At 50.9% G+C, this 17,688-nt stretch carries 18 protein-coding genes; all 18 read right to left on the reverse strand.

The features are described 5' to 3' along the window. Positions 1-32 precede the first annotated feature (32 nt). On the reverse strand, positions 33-1,853 hold the full coding sequence (locus LX59_RS15275) for a coiled-coil domain-containing protein (protein ID WP_144573334.1): 1,821 nt from the start codon (positions 1,851-1,853) through the stop codon (positions 33-35). Positions 1,854-1,855: 2 nt separating this feature from the next. Further along, complete coding sequence (locus LX59_RS15280; protein WP_144573335.1) at positions 1,856-2,293, reverse strand: hypothetical protein; 438 nt, start codon at positions 2,291-2,293, stop codon at positions 1,856-1,858. Then, a complete protein-coding gene (locus LX59_RS15285; protein ID WP_144573336.1) occupies positions 2,290-4,893 on the reverse strand; it encodes a hypothetical protein in 2,604 nt (867 codons plus the stop codon). Before LX59_RS15285 ends, LX59_RS15280 begins: the two co-directional genes overlap by 4 nt. Next, positions 4,890-6,059 carry a hypothetical protein gene (locus LX59_RS15290; protein ID WP_144573337.1) on the reverse strand — a complete coding sequence of 390 codons (1,170 nt, stop codon included), beginning with the start codon at positions 6,057-6,059 and terminating at the stop codon, positions 4,890-4,892. The genes LX59_RS15285 and LX59_RS15290 overlap by 4 nt, the downstream gene beginning before the upstream one ends. Positions 6,060-6,073: 14 nt before the next feature. Beyond that, positions 6,074-7,690 carry a hypothetical protein gene (locus LX59_RS15295; protein WP_144573338.1) on the reverse strand — a complete coding sequence of 539 codons (1,617 nt, stop codon included), beginning with the start codon at positions 7,688-7,690 and terminating at the stop codon, positions 6,074-6,076. Next, positions 7,687-8,313 (reverse strand): hypothetical protein, encoded by a 627-nt coding sequence (locus LX59_RS15300; RefSeq protein ID WP_144573339.1) that lies wholly within the window; start codon positions 8,311-8,313, stop codon positions 7,687-7,689. Before LX59_RS15300 ends, LX59_RS15295 begins: the two co-directional genes overlap by 4 nt. Positions 8,314-8,392: 79 nt before the next feature. Continuing rightward, complete coding sequence (locus LX59_RS15305; RefSeq protein WP_144573340.1) at positions 8,393-8,887, reverse strand: KilA-N domain-containing protein; 495 nt, start codon at positions 8,885-8,887, stop codon at positions 8,393-8,395. 132 nt (positions 8,888-9,019) lie between these two features. Further along, a complete protein-coding gene (locus LX59_RS15310) occupies positions 9,020-9,835 on the reverse strand; it encodes a hypothetical protein (RefSeq protein ID WP_144573341.1) in 816 nt (271 codons plus the stop codon). A gap of 96 nt (positions 9,836-9,931) precedes the next feature. Next, a complete protein-coding gene (locus LX59_RS16020; protein ID WP_144573342.1) occupies positions 9,932-10,273 on the reverse strand; it encodes a phage antirepressor N-terminal domain-containing protein in 342 nt (113 codons plus the stop codon). Between the two features lie 300 nt (positions 10,274-10,573). Then, positions 10,574-11,962 (reverse strand): SIR2 family protein, encoded by a 1,389-nt coding sequence (locus LX59_RS15320; protein WP_144573343.1) that lies wholly within the window; start codon positions 11,960-11,962, stop codon positions 10,574-10,576. A gap of 41 nt (positions 11,963-12,003) precedes the next feature. Beyond that, positions 12,004-12,288: a type II toxin-antitoxin system RelE family toxin gene (locus LX59_RS15325; RefSeq protein WP_170234397.1), complete on the reverse strand. Its 285-nt coding sequence runs from the start codon at positions 12,286-12,288 to the stop codon at positions 12,004-12,006. Continuing rightward, positions 12,278-12,529, reverse strand: coding sequence for a type II toxin-antitoxin system Phd/YefM family antitoxin (locus tag LX59_RS15330; RefSeq protein WP_144573345.1), 252 nt, complete (start codon positions 12,527-12,529; stop codon positions 12,278-12,280). The genes LX59_RS15325 and LX59_RS15330 overlap by 11 nt, the downstream gene beginning before the upstream one ends. 69 nt (positions 12,530-12,598) lie before the next feature. Then, complete coding sequence (locus LX59_RS15335; protein WP_144573346.1) at positions 12,599-12,913, reverse strand: helix-turn-helix domain-containing protein; 315 nt, start codon at positions 12,911-12,913, stop codon at positions 12,599-12,601. Continuing rightward, positions 12,906-13,196 carry a type II toxin-antitoxin system RelE/ParE family toxin gene (locus LX59_RS15340; RefSeq protein ID WP_246118784.1) on the reverse strand — a complete coding sequence of 97 codons (291 nt, stop codon included), beginning with the start codon at positions 13,194-13,196 and terminating at the stop codon, positions 12,906-12,908. Before LX59_RS15340 ends, LX59_RS15335 begins: the two co-directional genes overlap by 8 nt. A gap of 78 nt (positions 13,197-13,274) precedes the next feature. Further along, entirely contained in the window at positions 13,275-15,548 is a 2,274-nt protein-coding gene (locus LX59_RS15345) for a portal protein (protein WP_246118785.1), read from the reverse strand. A gap of 2 nt (positions 15,549-15,550) precedes the next feature. Then, positions 15,551-17,128, reverse strand: a complete 1,578-nt coding sequence (locus tag LX59_RS15350; RefSeq protein WP_144573348.1) for a terminase — start codon at positions 17,126-17,128, stop codon at positions 15,551-15,553. A gap of 8 nt (positions 17,129-17,136) precedes the next feature. Further along, entirely contained in the window at positions 17,137-17,301 is a 165-nt protein-coding gene (locus LX59_RS15675; RefSeq protein WP_170234398.1) for a hypothetical protein, read from the reverse strand. Between the two features lie 7 nt (positions 17,302-17,308). Beyond that, the gene (locus tag LX59_RS15355) at positions 17,309-17,626 is read right to left on the reverse strand and encodes a hypothetical protein (protein WP_144571508.1); all 318 of its coding nucleotides are present in this window, start codon (positions 17,624-17,626) and stop codon (positions 17,309-17,311) included. Positions 17,627-17,688: the final 62 nt, after the last annotated feature.

Here is a 17,688-nt window from a genome sequence, read left to right on the forward strand (position 1 = left end):
ATCAGCCAACTTAAACCGCCACGTATCACCCCCTACGCCGTAGTCTTAGGCGCAACGTCCGAAGACACATCTCCGCCATAGCTGTAGCTCACCGAGTTACTGGAACCCGCCGATACCGAAGCCGAGGCGTTGATCATACCGTAGGCCGAAGCCGTCAACTGTGCATAGACCTGAGCCCCCACTTTGGCCGCATCGAGGCGCGCTGCATTGGTGGCGTTGATGGCATCGCTGTTAAAGCGGGCGGTTTGTAAGACCATATACTGCGAGGACTCGTAGTCTTTGATCTGGGTTTCCCAGAGCTTGGTGTACATAGCCGCTTGCGCGCTAACTGCGGCAGTACCGGCTTGATAGCTTTCCAGCAGGCTGGTGGATTGCCGACCCAAAGCTTCCAGCCGGGTGCTTTCAGCCTGTAACTTGACCTTATAGCCTTCCCATTCTGCGGTTTTAGCCTGTACTAAGGCGTTGTACCGACCGAGTTCCAGTCGTGCCTGTTCAGCTTGGGCACTGACGCGAGCATTAAAAGCATCTGCCTTGGTTTTGTAGATATCTACCCGTGTGGCCTGTGCCTGTACGCCCGCTTTGTAGGCTTCTACCTTGGCAGTTTCGGCATTGATCTGGGCTACATAGGCGCGGATTTTTTCTCCAGCCGCCCCGATCTTGGCTTGCTCCAGTTGTACGAGAGTTTGAGCGCCGCCTACTTGGGCACGGTAAATCTCTACTTGAGACAAACCCGCCTCAATACGAGCCTTGTACTGGGCAATTTGGTTAGCATTGATCTGGGTTTTGGTCTCTTCGGCTTGAAGTTCAGCTTTATAGACTTCCAGTTTAGCTAACTCGCCCTCGATCAGGGTTTTGTAGGCCGCTTCATAGGCCTGATAGCCACTGAGCAAGGCGTTATAGCCCGTTACTGCTGCCTGATGGATGGATAAAGCGTTATCCGCCACCGTTTTAGCGTGCTCAAAGGTGAGCTGCTCCAGTTTATAGGAGTAGTCGATCAGTTGGCTTTCTAGGGCCATGCCCTGCTCCAAGGTGTGCTTTAAGCTTTCCTCTTGCTGGATGGCCACCTCCCGCGATAACTCACCTAGGCGCTCGTAGTAGTTACGCTGGGCATCACGTATTTGTACGGCCACCACCCCTGAAGGCAGGCTAAAGCCTAGAGCTTCGGAGGTACGCAAAATCTCGGCTTCATTGGCCAGTGCGGTGCGGGTTTCTCGGCTACGGGCGCGATCCCAAAGGGCTTGCTCTACCGTAGCAAAACCACCGCCCCTTAAACGCTCTGCCAGTACCCCTTTTAAAGCCGTCAAAACCTCAGAACTATACTGTGGGCCTGCGCTGTAGCTGTAGGGTGTGGGAGCTACGAGGGACAATTCAGGCATGTCCTCTAAACGCTCCAGCCAATCCTCATGCAGATTAAGCCCAGAAAAGCTGACTGTATTGATAGCCAGCAGTTCAGGAACGCCCGGTGTGGTGATAGTCGGAGCATTGGGGATAGCGATACTGGCTACATCCGGTACGCTGGGTACGGTGCCGTAGCTCAGCAAAGGTGCTGCCGGAAAGGTGATCTCTGGCTCTGCTTCATCAAAGCTGTCCACGTTGATGCTGGGTGCTGCCAAGCTCAACGCCGTAGGTTGTCCCGATGGGGCGCTAAAGGCAATGGTCGGCATCTCGGGGCGATCCGGCATCGCTTCCAGTGTTGGGGGCGCGATGGAGTTCCAGCTCACACTCAAAGTCGGGGCCGTGTAAATGCTGGCCTGAAGCTGAGCGGTAAAGTCATTCACCTTAGCCTGTGCCGAGCTGGCGTAGGTCTGAGCCTGACTAAAAGCGCTATCAACCTGATCAGCAGGAGTAGCCATACCTATACCCTCCGTTTAGGCGATTCTTTAAGGTCGATATCCCAGCGACTGAGCACGAAGTCGTCCCCATCTGGATTGCTGTAGCCAAAAGCCAGTGCATGGCTGTAAATCCCACGTCCCGGCTGTGCCCGTGACTCCCCGCTAGGCCGCATGGGAAACAGATAGTCATACTGCTGATCAGGCGTAGCCACACTGAGTTGACCTAAACCTTCATGCTCCAAGGTGAAATACACCATGGGGACACTTTTACGCACGGATGACTCCCACTGGCTTAGGCCGGTCATGATTTGGCTGATAATGGGCTGCTGATCGTCCAGCCCCCCACCTAGCTGATACAAGCCCGAGTCATTGGCCGCGTATTCGGGAGTGATGGACTCAAACTCAAAGGAGCCATACTCAGTCACGGCCCCAGTCAAGGTGTTGAGTACAATGACGCTCATGAGGGTTCCGCTCTTAGGTAGGTGGGCAAATTTGTAAAACGACCCGCCTGGTCATCACGCACTCCGCCCAAAAATAGCAAAGTAGAGCAGGTTTTTCCTGCACCCGGACAGGGGTTTAAATTCAACGCAGGATCATTGAGATCCACTAAGACTGCACCCGTATCAGGGTCGACCAGTTGAGCGCGATACTCCAGCAAACTAGCATCCATCGGGGTTTGGTTTTTTACATCGAACGCTGCCCCACGTTCAGGCCACTCAATGACACTACGGTAATACAGCCGCTGATCAAAGCTTGAGGTTGAACCTAAATCTCTAAGAATTAGGGGGCGATTATCAGGGGGTGGGCAGGGTTGAAGCTTAATTGAGTAGTAATGTGTTTCATTCCCATCAGGGTCTACCTCGGATTCTATTTCTTGATCGAGTGCAGGCCATACCGGAATTATATAAGTTGAAAACCCCAAATAAGCTCTTTTCAGTATGGGCCATCTCTCATTCGCATCGATCTCAGGCGAGATTTGTGACCCATAGTTCGCGCGCACTGCTGTGTGTTCACGCTCAGATGTTTCTCCAGTAATCGAGAGATAAATCACATATTGGAGTTTATCAGTCTCATTGATTGCTACAGGGCGTATGTAGATAAAGGGGCTATGGGTGATAGACCCCTCTTGAGTAGGATTATGAGGTCTATCTTCAAAATGAAATAAATCCGTTACATCAGACGCAGAATGCGACCCCGTACTTTGCATATAGGATCCATCGACGTAACTAGCCGCACACTCTATAGCCCTAACGCGCAGATCCCCTGACACCTCCAGTCGATCTATCTCTTGAGTTGAGATCCCGGGCCAAGAAATTGACCAGTTCGATTGAAGATCACCCGATTTGTCGGCCTCATAGCGAGGAGAAAAGTATGCAATATTATCAGGCGGATACCATCTCTCTTGGTAATGAGTTGTATCAGAGCCAGACATTTCTATAGCTGCACCGGCGGAAAATGATTTAACAATACCCAACACACTGTGCTTCAAATGATACGTTCCAGTAAAACTCAAACTCCCAGAAACAAAGGATGACATGTCCACACTGTGGGGCAGTATCATCACCCGATCCCCAAAGCGCTCGACATTTCCGATATCAAAGACACGATACTCCACCCAGCGCGATGATCGTGCATCCACCCAGCGCACGTCCTGCTCCTGATACAGGTACTCAAGCTGCTCCCCTCGATAATCAGCAGCGAGTACCGAGTAAATGACACACGAAGCATCAATCTGTATCTGTTTGGATTCGGTTTTGATGTGATCCTCACAGAGAAGAGGTACTGAGAAAAGCCCCTCTACAACTGTCGAGCTGGTAACTATGCGCTCTGATTGTGAGGTATAGGTACCAGCTGAATACTCAACTACCCCTGCCTCAAGTACCCAAGGTACAGTGACAGGCGCATACTCCCCAGTATCTAAATTCAGCTCATATAAATACTGACCATCCGGGGCATACTGTCCAGAGTCTTGCACCGTAAACAATAAAACTGCTCGTGTACCTGAGGCATTGCAGTGGGCCGCATGGCTTAAAACCAGTTGAGTGGTTGAAGTTCCCACATTACTTTCTGGAGGAGAGCGCGTAGCTATCAAGCTCAACGCGACAAGAGGATGGGTTAACGCATTTTGGATAACATATAAATCTACAGTTCCCTCAAATACTGCAATTTGCCCCGCACTACTGCTACCAGACGTACTGATCGTGACTGCTACTACCCGTAATAGACTCTGATCATCTTCAGTACGGTGCAAACAAACTCCCACTACTGAGTAACCCACGCCAAGCTCAGCCAGTATTAGGCCATTACACCATACCCGTCGCCGATCATAACTGGCAGCAGCAACGCGGTTCGGGTATTGACCTACTACTAATGGCCCCAAAGTACGATAGGCATCCAAAAAGGGTTGGCTAAAAACTACGGCATCTACTGGTGGAGCCTCATCTGCCTCCTCTGCGGGATAAGCTGCGTTGGAGTAACGCCCTGCAAAGCCTCCCCAAAAACTCAACACCAAGCCAAAATGAGGGGACTCAGGCCTTGGGTCATACCAATCCAAAAGACCGGGCAGTAACTGATTAAGGTCTTGCTTAGCTCCTGAAGATCGACTTACACCGCGTGCGTGATGGGTAAAAGTTAATTCTGAGCTATCGGTTAGCGGTGGATTACTCCACAGCGATACCACATCACTACTTGATGTCAGTACCCAAGGGGCTGATCCTTGCGAAGTCATGCCCAGCGGAGCGCTTAAGGATACAAATAGCGCCAAAGGCCGAATATCATAACGAGGGCCACCATCAAGACTCTGTGTCCATACGGCGATCCGATCTACACCGCGCTGAGACTCCATGCGTACCCGACATCCATCCGCTAGACGGGTTTCCCTAACCTGATAGGGTATGATGCTTAAGCTCACACCTTGGCAGAATCGGGCATAGAGTTGAGCTATAGCGCCCTGCTGGCTTTTAGATAACGCAGGGCCATGCACGGTGAGGCGTGGAGGAACTCGACCCGCAACAGGTTCCCCTTCAAAGGTTAAAAACCCAGTATTGATTACGCCGCTCATTGCGGAATAGCCAGATATTGAGGGATGCCGTTCTGGAGCCTAAAGGTAGCAGCCACCCGTTCTGCTTGTACCTGATACCAACCTTGGGTTAAAGGCACTACCGATCCATCGCCAAAGCAGGCCAACAGATCCTGCCCAGCGATACAGATCATCGCCACACCCTGCCCAACCCCACTGCTCACACCAATCCACTCACCGGGCACCGTGACGCCTGAACCCGAAATTACCTGTCCGTGAAATACTGGACGACAAGTAAGATGGTCAAAGTCTGTACCGGATAAAAACAACAATTGCTGCGCGGTACCCACATAGATACCGCCTTCCAGCGGATGCAACAGCTGAATCGGTGCATCAAAGTGCTTAAAGTCTCGCCGTGTCTCAAAGGCCTCAACCTGATAGGGCTTGGAGGCATACAGCAGTTGATCAGAAGCGATCAAAGCCCGAGTACGCCAAAAAGCGCACAGATGACCTGAGGGCACAGGCTCATGATCAGACTTTAGCGGCAAAACCAAGAGCTCATTCTTACCAATAAAACTTACCGCCGCGCCTGAAGTGGATGCAGCTAAATACACTACACCTCCATGCTGGCTGCTGAGGTATAGGTTAATGGCATAGCCTTCTTGTGTGGGAAGGCCAGTAATCACCAATCCGCCCTCCGGCAACTCCACAGGATCGGAGTACAAAGGCCCGCCTTCTAACCCATCGCTCAGGCGGACATAGGTCAGCGCATAGCGGTAGGTTCCCGGCAATAAATCACCGGTCACTGAGGTAACTAAGCCTAAGGCCGTTGGAATAGGTACCCCCCAAGGCGTAACCTGAATACCGTCTGTAATACCTGAGTGGGTAGCTTTTACAAAGGCTGTACGGCCATCGGGCAGACTGCAATAGCTTAACGGCTCGTCGCCCAAACCAGCCTGTAGTAGGCGGCGGGCTCCCGTCGGCTCAATTACTGTTAAATCCCCTTCCACCGTGGCTAACAGATATCCCGCAGCCGCCCAAAGGTTGCGGTGGCTACGGGCGTGTAACAGGCTATACCCTTGCCGCCGCTGTACCTCACCCGATAACCCAATATCCACATTTAAAGCTTGGCTGAGTTGGTTTTTAGGTAAGCGTGATGAAGGTAATACGTTATTTAAGCCGCCGTTAAATTCGGATAGGGTTAGCATGGATACCTCAACACTCAAACGGCAGCCACGGCAAAGTAATGCCGTGCGATGATCGTTGACTCTGTAGCTCCATCCCACAGGCCTACATCAATGTCGCTAAAAGGCATGTACTGGCGCGTATTTGTAAGGAACTTGTAGCGATACAGTCCCACACCGCTCTGTACATGGATAACGGTTCCATCTCCTGCAACACAGGTTTTATTGTCCGATGCAAAACGATCGCTATCCCCTGAAGGAATTGGGGCTCCGGTTACATCCTCAAGACTTAAGAAATGGGCGGTCTGCGTTTGGGTGTCGAACACCAATAAAACGCCTACTTGGCTAGGCGTTACTGTCGAGCAGTAAATAAAGCGTCCATTCTTGGAATACTGGATGTTTTGAGTAGCGCTGCTATCGAAGCTTATCTGCCCCGATAAATCCGCGCTCTGGAACAGAACGGTTTTGGTGCTCACCTCGTACAGCACCAGAAATACCTCCATAACCGTATTCATCTCATCGTTCAAATAGAACATCGAGACCAACAAGGCCATCTGACTACCATCTGGTGAGTAGGCCACGGAGCAAAACATAGGGGATGGGGGTGAGCTGCTACCGGTACTAGGTACAAAGTGTTCAATAGCAGGGTATTGGGTGGGCAGCAATGTACCGGTTGCCTCATCGTAGGTGAGAAGCCCCGCAACAGGGTTTGGCATCCCGCCACCGACACCAATATAGGTTAGCGTCACCTCGGCACCATTACCGGCAACAGATTGCGGCGTTCCCTCTGCTGTAAAAAGATCTACGCGCACAGCCTGATTCAACAAAACCTTACAAACGATCTGCGCAGCATCAATTACATACAGGCTATTACCAAAAATAACCGGAGGTCTTGAGTTTTCACCCCAAACAAATCCCCCCCGTGTTAAGGCAATATCTGTTGTTACACACCCCTCCCTAAATTCGTTTCCAAAGCGGGCTGTATCAATCACTGTCAGCGGTAGATCATTACCCGTATGCGTAACTACAAACCGGCCACTCGCAGTTATGCCGCAGTAATCCTCTGCATAACCAGAGCTCCCGGAAATCTTGCACAGCAAAGGAGTCAAACGGTTCAGTTGTAAGTCAAAGATCGCGCTGTAGGTGTAGGGGTTAAAATACCAGGCCAATGCAATCACTGACTCATTCCAATACTTTCCCCCAAACGTCGCAATCCTCCCTACCCAAACCTCGTTTCCAGCATAGCGCAGTAAAATCTCACTGACCTCTCCAGCACCCGTGTCCACATCAGTCTCGCCACTACGTTCTAATGAGACGGAGGTAGGCAGAATAACCAGCTTGCCCCCTAAGCCACCCTGAACGACCGTCAGCACAAATTGATCCCCAATTTCAGCCGACTCTGGGAGCGTTACAGTCATATCTTGAGTCAAGGTAAAATGCCAATGGCTACCAGACTGAAGATCCAGACTGACCTCAGACAGTCCCGTCATCACCACCGGAACAATGGCTTTAGCCTGTTTTACCCAATCCGATACCGCACTGGTTCCCTTGGATAAATACTGATCCCCCGTAGCGGTGTTGGTGTAGTGGGCTCCTACGCTAGGAGGAATGCTGCTTGGCGCTTCAACGCCATGCAATTGATGGGAAATAGTCACGCAGCGACTCCTAACAAATAGTTTCCAGAGGCATCTACCAAGACGGTGCCGGATGCGTCGACTAAGGCATTTTCAGGTATAGAAGCTGATGACCCAGCTTCCAACACAGCAACGCGGGCTTGAAGATCGGCGACAGCGGCTTGCAAGCTAGCAAGACTGCCTGCGCTTGGTAGCAGTCCCGCATCCAAGGTAGTGTTATCGGTTAGCATAATGATGAGGTGGCTGCTGGCATTGATACTGACCGAGGCAATCCCTACCCCACGCACCAAGCCCACATCCGAGGTTGTGCCATCGGTAAAGCTCAGAGTCAGGTGGCCAGACTCTTCCAGTACCACCTCAGAAATTCCGCGACCATTAGAGCCATTGGTGCCGGGATTACCGACCACCTTGCCCAGATAGCTCACCGCGCCATTGGTATAGGTCAACACCAAACGCCCTTCAGAATTGATGCTGGCACTCTGAATGCCTACACCATCCAAGCCGTTATCACCTGAACCACTTGGAGTAGAAGCCCATACCACCTGCCCCACGTCGTCTATGTCTCCATCGCTGTAATGGATCAGTAGATGACCGCTGGCATCGAGGCTAGTCAGAACAACACGGCGGGATTCTTGGTCAGACATAGGGGCAACACCCAATACAGGTTTAAGCTCATCATCCCATTGAGGGTTGAGCGGAAGGAAAACCTACAGGGGGTAAGCGTTAATGCAGCGGCAATAACGGCTGAACCTCATGCTCCAATTCTTCAATGCGCGCCTTTAGCTGATGGATCTCGCGTTTGCGCTGAATCATCAAGTACGAACCAAGCTGAGCCCGTATTTTGGACTCCACCTCTTGGGCGATGACGGCTTGAAGTGCTTGCCATGCGCTGAGGTTGACCGATTGCAGCGCATCAAAGGTGCGAATCACCTTGAGGTTAAAGGCTGGGCTGATCCACATCGCATAGGCATAAACCAGCTCTTTGCAGACATAGGTTCCGTTATTTAGGCCATCATTGATGGTAGCTACAGGGGCCTGTGCAATTTTGCATAGGCCCTCTTTCAGCTCCAGAGTTAGCTCCTTAGCCTGTTTGTTTCTGAGCCATTGCGCAGGTGCATGACGCGCCTCAGACCCCGCCGCCCTGTGCAAATCATTCAAACAGTAACGACCGTTCGCATCTTGGCGGATTGTCGTCTCAGCAATAATCAGCGCATTCATAAAGCCCCCTACCTGAAAATGAATGCAGGCAGGTTGCCTCTCAGAGCTAAAAGATTCGAACCCTACAGGGGGTAAGCAAAAAGCCCCGCACTAGGCGAGGCTTAGATACGGGATAATCCCGGATGTAAAAAATTAACCTCTAATAATCGGACGGCTCCGATCTTCCGCTGCGCCTAAATCCATCCACTCGTTGAGCAGTTTTTCTTTTTGCGCCGCCGCCTCCATCTGTGGCCCCATCTGCTTATAGAAATGACTCACCGCTAATCGACAGCTTTCCAAGCGCGCATTGACACCGAATAGCCCCATAGGCCGCAACGCTTCAATGGCGGGCTTCATACGCTCGCCCATATCACAGAGCTGCATCGCCGCCGAGCTGAAGGTATAGAGCATGGCGAGATCGAGTTGATTCAAGGTGATAGGTTTGGGCTTAGGTTCCTTGCCTAGGAAATCTCCTTCCAAGAAGCGTTGCGCCACCATTTTCGCCCCTTCATTAAACACCTCTTGAGGAACTGCTCTGGCCGACCGGATGGCTTTCAGTTTGGACAAAGCAGCCACCACGAAGTCGAATAAATCCTGAGTCGGAATAGGTGCATCCGGGGTGTTAGCCATCACATACAGCAGCTTGGCTGGAGTCATCACAAAGGAGTCAATCGGGATGGGCCGGTACTGTTCTTTATCACTGCCATCGGTGTACACAATCCAGCGCTCAATCGGCTTTAACGGACGGCCAATGATTTGGGCAAAAGGCTCCAGTTTGGGTTGATCGTCTTTACCTAAGAACTCCCCTTCCAATTCCAACCGCGCCACCAGACTGACTGCATCTGTGAACTGGTTAGGATCAATCTTTTTATAAGTGCAGCCAAAGGTATTCTTGAGGGCTGACCAGCACTTAACCGCAGCCTTGGCGCGTTTGTCTTGAGGGAGTGAATCGACGCGGGCCTTGACCAAGCCTTTGATGGCTTCTTGCTGCTCGGTGGTGAGGCCGTTGGGCAGGGCTTTGGGCTTTTTGGCTTTGCGGGGGTTGGTGGCTTGGCCTTGTTGCCACTAAGCCGCTAAAACATGGAAGCATTCGCGCTGGTACTGGATTAAGCGCGGGCGAATTTCGGGTTTAACGCGGTTGGTATCTACGCCGAATAGCCAGCCGTTGAGGTAGTCGAGGGGGAGGCAAAGAGTTTCTTGTTCGCCGCCCTCTGAAGGTGTTCGTATAACACGAATGGCTTCATTGAGAACCACATTGCGTTTAATACGCTCGAACTGGCCGCTCCACGCAAGGCCGATGTTTTCGCAAATAGGTTTCATGGCAACCAAGCGCTCACCTTTTGGGCCGGTGATAACAGTCAGTTGTTGAGTATGGAATTCGACTACAGCTAATTGAATATTCGACATAGCATTGATCTCTTGGAAATGGGATTTCCGCGCCAGAGGCCAATCTGGTGGGCGGAACCGTGCGGGTTGGCCTACCGGCTCCAAGAAAACCGGCCACTCTTGCAAGTGCCCACACGGAACCACCCATAACGATGGCGATGCCATGCCGCAGGCATAAAAAAACCGCTGTTAAGCGGTGGTTATGCCCACCTTGGAGTTACGGGAGGCCAATCCCGTGCCGCTGAATTTATAGCAGCTTTTGAAGCTTAATCTAACTAAACTTTAAACGTCAAATATTTCTGTTAGATGTGTTATCTAACACTAAATATTTACCTCATAATCCTCACCGGAAATAATTTTTCTAAATAAATCGATAGCATTTTCTGAGTATTTTTTAGATGTGCTTTTTTCGCTTTTACCAGTCTTAACTTTTACATGATATTTATTGTCAGATTCAAGGATATTCACTCCTTTTTCTTCTGAAATTCTTTTTGCAAGCTTGCTAACTAAAAATTTATCTACTTTTCGAAGCAGCCCTTCTTTTAAGAAAACCTCTGCAACTTCGGTAGCAGTATATGGATAAACCAAATTAAACTTTTCATGCTCTGTCAATGCAGTTATTCCAAGCAGCTTTGGAAGCTCTTCATTATTATTAACTACATTTTCTAGCATGCTAAAGCTACATTGAATTTCCATTTTTGGTATATCGTATCTAACAAGATTATAAGCTCTTGCCATTAATGCTCTTAATGTCCTTGGGCTTACATTATTCATCACTTCACTTGAGCCAAATGCTGTATATATCCAAGAAAAATCTTTTGCATATAGTGCATTTACCCGAAGTGATTTTCCATTTCCAAGATCCAGTAAAACATCTTTCGGTGGATTCGATTCTTCAGTTATTTTCTCATCAAAAATCACATAAAATATGTTTTCTATAACACTCTGCTGATTTGAGATAATCTCGTCAATATCGCGTAATATTGATATAATATTTGGATCTTTAGCACCGTATCCAATAATTAAAATAGGATGCTCTAAAAAAAATGTAAGCAGCTTTGCTGATAGATACTTCTTTCGACTATTCCATTTCTCATAGTCTTCTGATGTAATTATTATTTCTTGATATTCATTTACACAGCCATGTATCTTAAATATTTCCCCAATGGGTATACCTGATGCTTTAATGATTTTCTGCCCAACAATTGGCGTATACTCTGGAAATATTAACTCACATAACGCATCATAATTTGTCGTAATAACAGACTGCGGATGTATCTTTTGAAGCAATTCGATCTCCGATTTTAAACAGGTATCTGTTACTTCGGACAACTCAGAAATAACGCGCTCCTTTATACACTTCGATATAAAATTTTTAAAGAAGAAGCTTTTTTCAGAACTAGTTGAAAAAAGAACTTCATCAAATTCAGCTCTTCCAGCGCCCCATGCCCACTTATGAAAAAAACCACTGAGATGAGAACCTATTTCTAGTAAATCATCACCATATTCTTGTTTATAATAAGCTAGATCATATTCAACTAATGGATTTTTTGAGCAAGTATCATCAAGAAGTGTCAACCATGATGGGCCATGCCCATATCTCATGCTCAGTCCTGCACCCGCAAATATAACAGGTTGACACCCTAACGTTTGTAAGCATGACTTAATGGTTTGATCCATGCTTGAAATATAGTCATTATAAACTGACATAATAAAAATTTCCCTATGAGCATGGATTAAAAATCTTTATTTTATTTCCGTGCAGCAAGTTTTTTATACACCTCATCCTTATCTCGCTTGCCTATAGCCAGTATGTAAACCACGATTTCCTCATCAATGACTTCATAAGCCAGTCGATAACCAAGTGTTCGGAGTTTTATTTTGTATACAGCCTCATAGCCCCGTAGTCTGGCTGAGGGGATATGCGGGTTTTCCAGCCGTTCCGCCAGCTTCTTTTTAAATTGGGCTTTAATGTTGGGGGCCAGTTTTTCCCATTCTTTCAGCGCAGCAGGCAAAAATTTGAGCTTATAAGTCATCAAGGCTCACTTCGATGGCTTGAGCTCGGTCGGCACGGCGCTGCTCCACGATTTTGGCAAGGTCGTGGTCGTCCAGCAGCTCTAAAAGCTGCTCGTAAGTATCAGCGGGAACAAGGTAAGCAGTGGGTTTATTGTGGTTGAGAATAGCAATGGGCGCACCGTCCGCCTCATTAAGCAAGGCGGTGGGGTTCTTTTTCAGTTCGGAGATGCTGGCCGAATAGTTGGCCAATAGCTGTTGCATAGCGCACCTTCAGTAATGGGCTAAATTAAGTGCTCAATTTAGATCATTATTTTAAGGTTTACTAGTTAATTACCCCGCTTTCTGCGGCACAAGCTCAATATGCAGCTCACAGCCTACAGCCTGTGCATAGCGTTTTAGCGTAGCCAGTGAGGGGGCATTACCTGCGGATTCCAGCCGTGAAATGGCGCTTTTGGTGGTTCCCATGCGCTCGGCCACAGCATCTTGAGTGAGTCCGGCGCGGGTACGAGCTTTCAGTAGTTGGTCAACCAGTTGGTATTCCAAAGTCAGCGCATCATAGGCTTCACTAAAGCCTTCCTTAGCGCGGGCCTTAGTTAAAAATTCTTCATGGTTATAGGGCACGGGTTGGTATTTGAGGTTAGGCATTTTGTACCTCCTTCAAGCGTTTACGAGCTAGTTTTAGCTCCTTGTCAGGTGTTTGCTGAGTTTTCTTGATAAAAGCATGGAGTACGACAACTCGCTTGCCCAGCAAATAACAGTAAAAGGCGCGGCCTATGCCGGTTTTACCTTTGGACCTAAGTTCAAATAAGCCATCGCCAAAAGCCCGTGAATGAGGCAAGCGCAAGTTAGGCCCATGTTCCATCAGCAGCTCAACGAGGTGGGCGTAGTCGGCCAGTACATCGGCGGGCCATGATTCAATTTCAGCCAAGACCCGCTCATGAAAGTATTCGATGTTGTAATTCATGGGTAAAAGTTAGCAAATTCGCTAACCATTGCCAAGTGTCCCCTACCCCAAATTATCCCCCACCCCCGGTGTCTCAATCCCCTGCATCTCTGATCCCGGCTGCTGGGGTACGGGCGGATAGGCTGGACTGGTGTTCTCTTGCACTTCAGGCACAGCCCCTACTTCTGGCATAGGTACGCCTGTCGGAACCGGGAAGTTAGGATCATCCCCTTGGGGCGTGGGTGCGCGGTATCCCGCCCCTTGCATCACTGCATCGGCAATGGGGGCGATCTGTGGCATGGTGGCTACCTGTGCCCCGGCTTGCATGGCTGAGTAGGCGGCTTGTACGCCGATCTGTACCGCCTGCGCCCGAATACGTTCAATATCGGCATCCGAGGCGCGCTCTTTGATGGCCAGCTCACGCAGTTTGAGTTCAGCGTTGGATTTAGCCAGCGCATCCTCAACCGCTTGCTTAATCCGCTGTTCAATCTGCCCAGGGGTTTCCTGTTCCGCTGCGGCCCGTACGGCCTCCACCACGTCACGCTTAAAGGGTACGTCCATCAGGCTAACCAAGAACGGCAATACCGCTGCTTGGTATTGAGGCGGCAGGCTCTTAACCGCCTCCGACATGGCATTGAGTTGTTGGCCACGATAGCTTGAAGTGCTGGGCACATCCTCTAGGGCCACTTTTAATCGAGTGCGCTGCACATCGTTGGACAGGTAAGGATAGCCAGCGGCATTGGTTTCTGGCTTGTTCAGCTCTACTGCGCGATCCTCCCGCACGGCATCGCCCTCGATGACGATGATCTGATGCTGATCCCCCAAATCCTCAATAATCATGGACAGCAGCAGCTCGCCCACTTGGGTACGCGCCATACGGAAGTTATCCATGATCCGGCCCAAAGACTGGTTGCTCTGCTCCACTTGAATCTGTTCTTGGCGACCACTGTTGGCCGTACCCTCCTTGCCCATAAAGCCTGTGGTTACTGCACTCACCCGTTGAATGGCCATGCGGCTGTCGTCCAGCATCCGAAATTGCTGATCATTGAGCTGAAAGTCTCGCTTAACCTCAAATCGTGCTCCGGGTTTAGCCATGTGTTCAGCATTAAGCAGGATGTCGGCATCAATGCGATTCACTTGCCTGCGGAACTGGGCATCGGTCATATCCACTGCGACCTTGGTGCGCTCGGTGCGTGCGGCCGACATGCCCCAGCGTAGTTTGCTGATGCCGGTATTTACGCTGTCTTGCGGGTAAATCATGCCGCGTACATAGCCGTAAGGCACATGGGTGGTATCTTCCCGAAACCCCACAAAGGGTACATAGGGGAAATGGTGATGACTGTAGGGGCTGGGGCCATCAAACAGCCGATGTGGGCCCAGCCAATAACTACGCCGCACCTTGCTCACCACCGAGCGAATCACCTCAACCAAGCCATGGGCTACGGCAGTCAGGTGGTTCGGGTTGTTCTGGTCGTATTCCACCACGCGACCATCAGGGGTACGCATCAGGGTGGCATTCACCCAGCGCCGATACCAGACTTCAGACAGGCACAGGTCTTTGTTGGTGGAGTTGTACCAGCGGTCTTCCTGCACCGTCCATGCTCTGGCCTCACCCCACGCATTACGCAGCCCGGTAGACCATCCACCGTCTAAAGATTCAGCGGCTTGCTCAGCCCACCAGTTTGGGCCATGGGTACCTAGGGTACTAATCAACTCCTGATACTCAGGAAACACCAAGGCAATACGGCTAGCCGGGAGCCAACGCTGACGACGCAACCAACGGGCATCGCTTAAATCTGGCTCTACCGATTTAAAGTCCCAGTGGATTTCGTTGCGGTGTACCGCGCTACAGCGGTAGGGATACTTAAAGGGATCGCTTTCTCGCTTGACCTCTACCCAACCCAGACCAATCGCAATCTGAGGTCGAAAGGCATCCGAACACGCCCGGTCGGCTTTGGATTCACGCTCGGCTTCATTGAGTTTGTAATTCAGCGCATCGGCCACGTCTTGCCCACCACTGCCACCATTGGGCGTTACCCGCCAGTCGGTTCGAGTGGTCGCCTCATAGCCTTGAATACTGAGCAAAGCAGGGCCAATCAGATCCTCAACAGCCGGTGGAATCCCCAACTCTTGCTGCTTTCGCAACAGGTCAGAGTCCAATTGATTGCCATCAGCGTAGTCCATTTCTTTATCAGCGATGGAGCGCCACAGGGGTTGTTCCTCAACCTCCTGCATAAAGTCGGTGTATTCCTGAAGGCTCAGGGATAGCTCATCGGCTGGGCTGCTTTCTTCAGTATCGGGTACAGACATCTGATCGGCGCTGCTGGGGTAACGCATGGTTAAAGTCTCCAGTCAGAGGCTGGAGCCTCTTCGTAGGTGGAAATTTGGCTAAAGGTCATGCCCAGCTCTTTGGCTTGAGCCCACTGCCGAAAGGCATCTGCACCTTCACTGCACTGGTTGGATTTATCCGGGCTGTCATCGAGGTAGCGGTTATCAGAACGACTGAATTTCTTGCGATAGCCTTCCAGCCGCTTAATACCTTGGGCGCAGCCTTCCTCGTCTATAAAGCAGCCTTTTAGGTGTTTACGGGTCTGGTGAATGCCGGTCATTAGCTCAGTGATTCGAGGGACAATGACGAAGTTCTGCCCCGGCATCAGGCTCTGAAGCATCTCTTGGGTGCTACGGTTGTAATCCCCTAAACGGCGGTGCTCAGCATCGTGAGGCAGGAAGTGAGTACCAAACACATAGCCCCGTGATTGCAGGTGTTTCACATAGTGGCGCAGGTCTTGGTTATGCTCTTCGTAATAGTCAATAAAGCGGTCTTCGCCCCGTAACTCTTGGTGGAACCAAATGGCGCAACCATCAGCATTGCCAATATCCCAGAAGGTATTCACGGGTAGATCCAAGGCTGGAACACGGGTAATCCCGCCGCGCTTGCGCACTTCCAGCATATCTTGGGCGTAGTAGTTGCCCTCGGTGCTGACTTGGAAAGCCTCAGCCGGTGTGGAGGGATACTCTTGCCACATCCGCTCTTCCTTGCCCGCAAAGTCCGCCCTTTTGGTGGCCACATACCAAGCCCTTTGATCGGGGTCGATACGGCAATCCATCTTGGACTCGATCAGGTCAAAGTAGTCGTGCTCCTTATCGCTGACTGGGACGGTGGAGGCATCCAGCCGATAGTTAGGCTCCTGCCACCATGCGTAGAAGTGAAAGCGGTAATCCTTGGGGGTCAGTGGTGCTTTGTCGGTAAACAGGGCTTCCGCCTGCTGCACCATGTCGTAAAACTCGCCCTCTGGCCCCTCGGCGGTACTTTCAATCACCGTGATGCCGTTGGTGGGCACAGCTGGAATGGAGCCGGTCACCACCTCCCGCGCTTTCTCCGGGTACTTGGCGCAAATCTTCCCAAACTCAGAAACGTGCAGCCGGTGAATGGTGCCCGAGCGCATTGAGGTGGCCACCCGAATGGAGCTGTTATTGTGGGCAAACAGCATCTCATCGGCGTTAGAGGCCTTAGTGGGAAAGCGCAGCCGTATTTCTTCGGGCAGGTTGTCGTAGGCAAACTTCACTTTGTCGCGGAAGATTTTGCCCGCTGCATCCCGGTCTTGGGCCACGATGCCACAGCGCTGGTTGGCATTGAACAGCGCGTGATCCAGCCACAAGAGCGCCACCAAGGTGGTGAACCCTAATTGGCGGGCCTTAAGGATCAAGTTGCGGTGCCAAAGACGACTGATAAACCGGCGCTGCGCCAAGTTGGGCCTAAATGGCAATACCGTGGCTTGCTCATCACCATCGCCCTTAATCATGATCTTGTACAGACAGCCCGAGAAAATCCGCCACTCCGCATCCGACAGGCAGCGCTCCAGCTCTTCTAGGTTGCTGGGCAGCGGTAATAAGGACTCATCGTGCGTCACTGGCATAACCTGTCCTATTTCCCATCCAGCAGGATGGCATCAATCAACCCTTGGTGCAGACGCTGACACTCAAGGTACTGACCGGCCAGTGCTACATCGGCCAATAACAACTCGGCAGGGTCGCCGGTACCGTCCTCAGCAACCACCACCGGCAGTAAATCTGGGCACGACTGAAGCAAGGCTTGCTCAATCGGCCTTGGCAGCGCGGGCGGTATTGAGCTGCTGCATCCAGCTAGCAGGAATCCGGCAATCAGCAGGCATAGGCTCTTTGGTAATTTCATGGCGAGTTTTCTGATAAATCGTGGTGTTGGTGACGCGGATTTGGCTAATGGCAGCCAGCGTCTTATCCGTGATCTCAGCAATGAGCTGGCGGTCGTGCGCTTGCTGCTCCAGTTGGTGACGCAAAGCTAAGGCGGCATCGCTCTCCACCTTCCAGCTTTTAAGCGTCCAGCCTGCCCCCACAAGGGCCAACGCCACAGAGAGATACAAGCCAAGACGCATCATGGCTGAGCGCTCAAACAGGTTTTATGCCGCTCAAGCTGGCGTGTCCAAACACCGGCACAGCG

The sequence above is a fragment of the Azomonas agilis genome (genome assembly GCF_007830255.1).
Lineage (GTDB): Bacteria > Pseudomonadota > Gammaproteobacteria > Pseudomonadales > Pseudomonadaceae > Azomonas > Azomonas agilis.

Bases quoted from the DNA above. Each gene is read 5' to 3' on its own strand.
- LX59_RS15275 (WP_144573334.1), bottom strand. From the start codon at position 1,853: ATGGCTACTCCTGCTGATCAGGTTGATAGCGCTTTTAGTCAGGCTCAG.
- LX59_RS15280 (WP_144573335.1), bottom strand. From the start codon at position 2,293: ATGAGCGTCATTGTACTCAACACCTTGACTGGGGCCGTGACTGAGTAT.
- LX59_RS15285 (WP_144573336.1), bottom strand. From the start codon at position 4,893: ATGAGCGGCGTAATCAATACTGGGTTTTTAACCTTTGAAGGGGAACCT.
- LX59_RS15290 (WP_144573337.1), bottom strand. From the start codon at position 6,059: ATGCTAACCCTATCCGAATTTAACGGCGGCTTAAATAACGTATTACCT.
- LX59_RS15300 (WP_144573339.1), bottom strand. From the start codon at position 8,313: ATGTCTGACCAAGAATCCCGCCGTGTTGTTCTGACTAGCCTCGATGCC.
- LX59_RS15305 (WP_144573340.1), bottom strand. From the start codon at position 8,887: ATGAATGCGCTGATTATTGCTGAGACGACAATCCGCCAAGATGCGAAC.
- LX59_RS16020 (WP_144573342.1), bottom strand. From the start codon at position 10,273: ATGTCGAATATTCAATTAGCTGTAGTCGAATTCCATACTCAACAACTG.
- LX59_RS15320 (WP_144573343.1), bottom strand. From the start codon at position 11,962: ATGTCAGTTTATAATGACTATATTTCAAGCATGGATCAAACCATTAAG.
- LX59_RS15325 (WP_170234397.1), bottom strand. From the start codon at position 12,288: ATGACTTATAAGCTCAAATTTTTGCCTGCTGCGCTGAAAGAATGGGAA.
- LX59_RS15330 (WP_144573345.1), bottom strand. From the start codon at position 12,529: ATGCAACAGCTATTGGCCAACTATTCGGCCAGCATCTCCGAACTGAAA.
- LX59_RS15335 (WP_144573346.1), bottom strand. From the start codon at position 12,913: ATGCCTAACCTCAAATACCAACCCGTGCCCTATAACCATGAAGAATTT.
- LX59_RS15345 (WP_246118785.1), bottom strand. From the start codon at position 15,548: ATGCGTTACCCCAGCAGCGCCGATCAGATGTCTGTACCCGATACTGAA.
- LX59_RS15350 (WP_144573348.1), bottom strand. From the start codon at position 17,128: ATGCCAGTGACGCACGATGAGTCCTTATTACCGCTGCCCAGCAACCTA.
- LX59_RS15355 (WP_144571508.1), bottom strand. From the start codon at position 17,626: ATGATGCGTCTTGGCTTGTATCTCTCTGTGGCGTTGGCCCTTGTGGGG.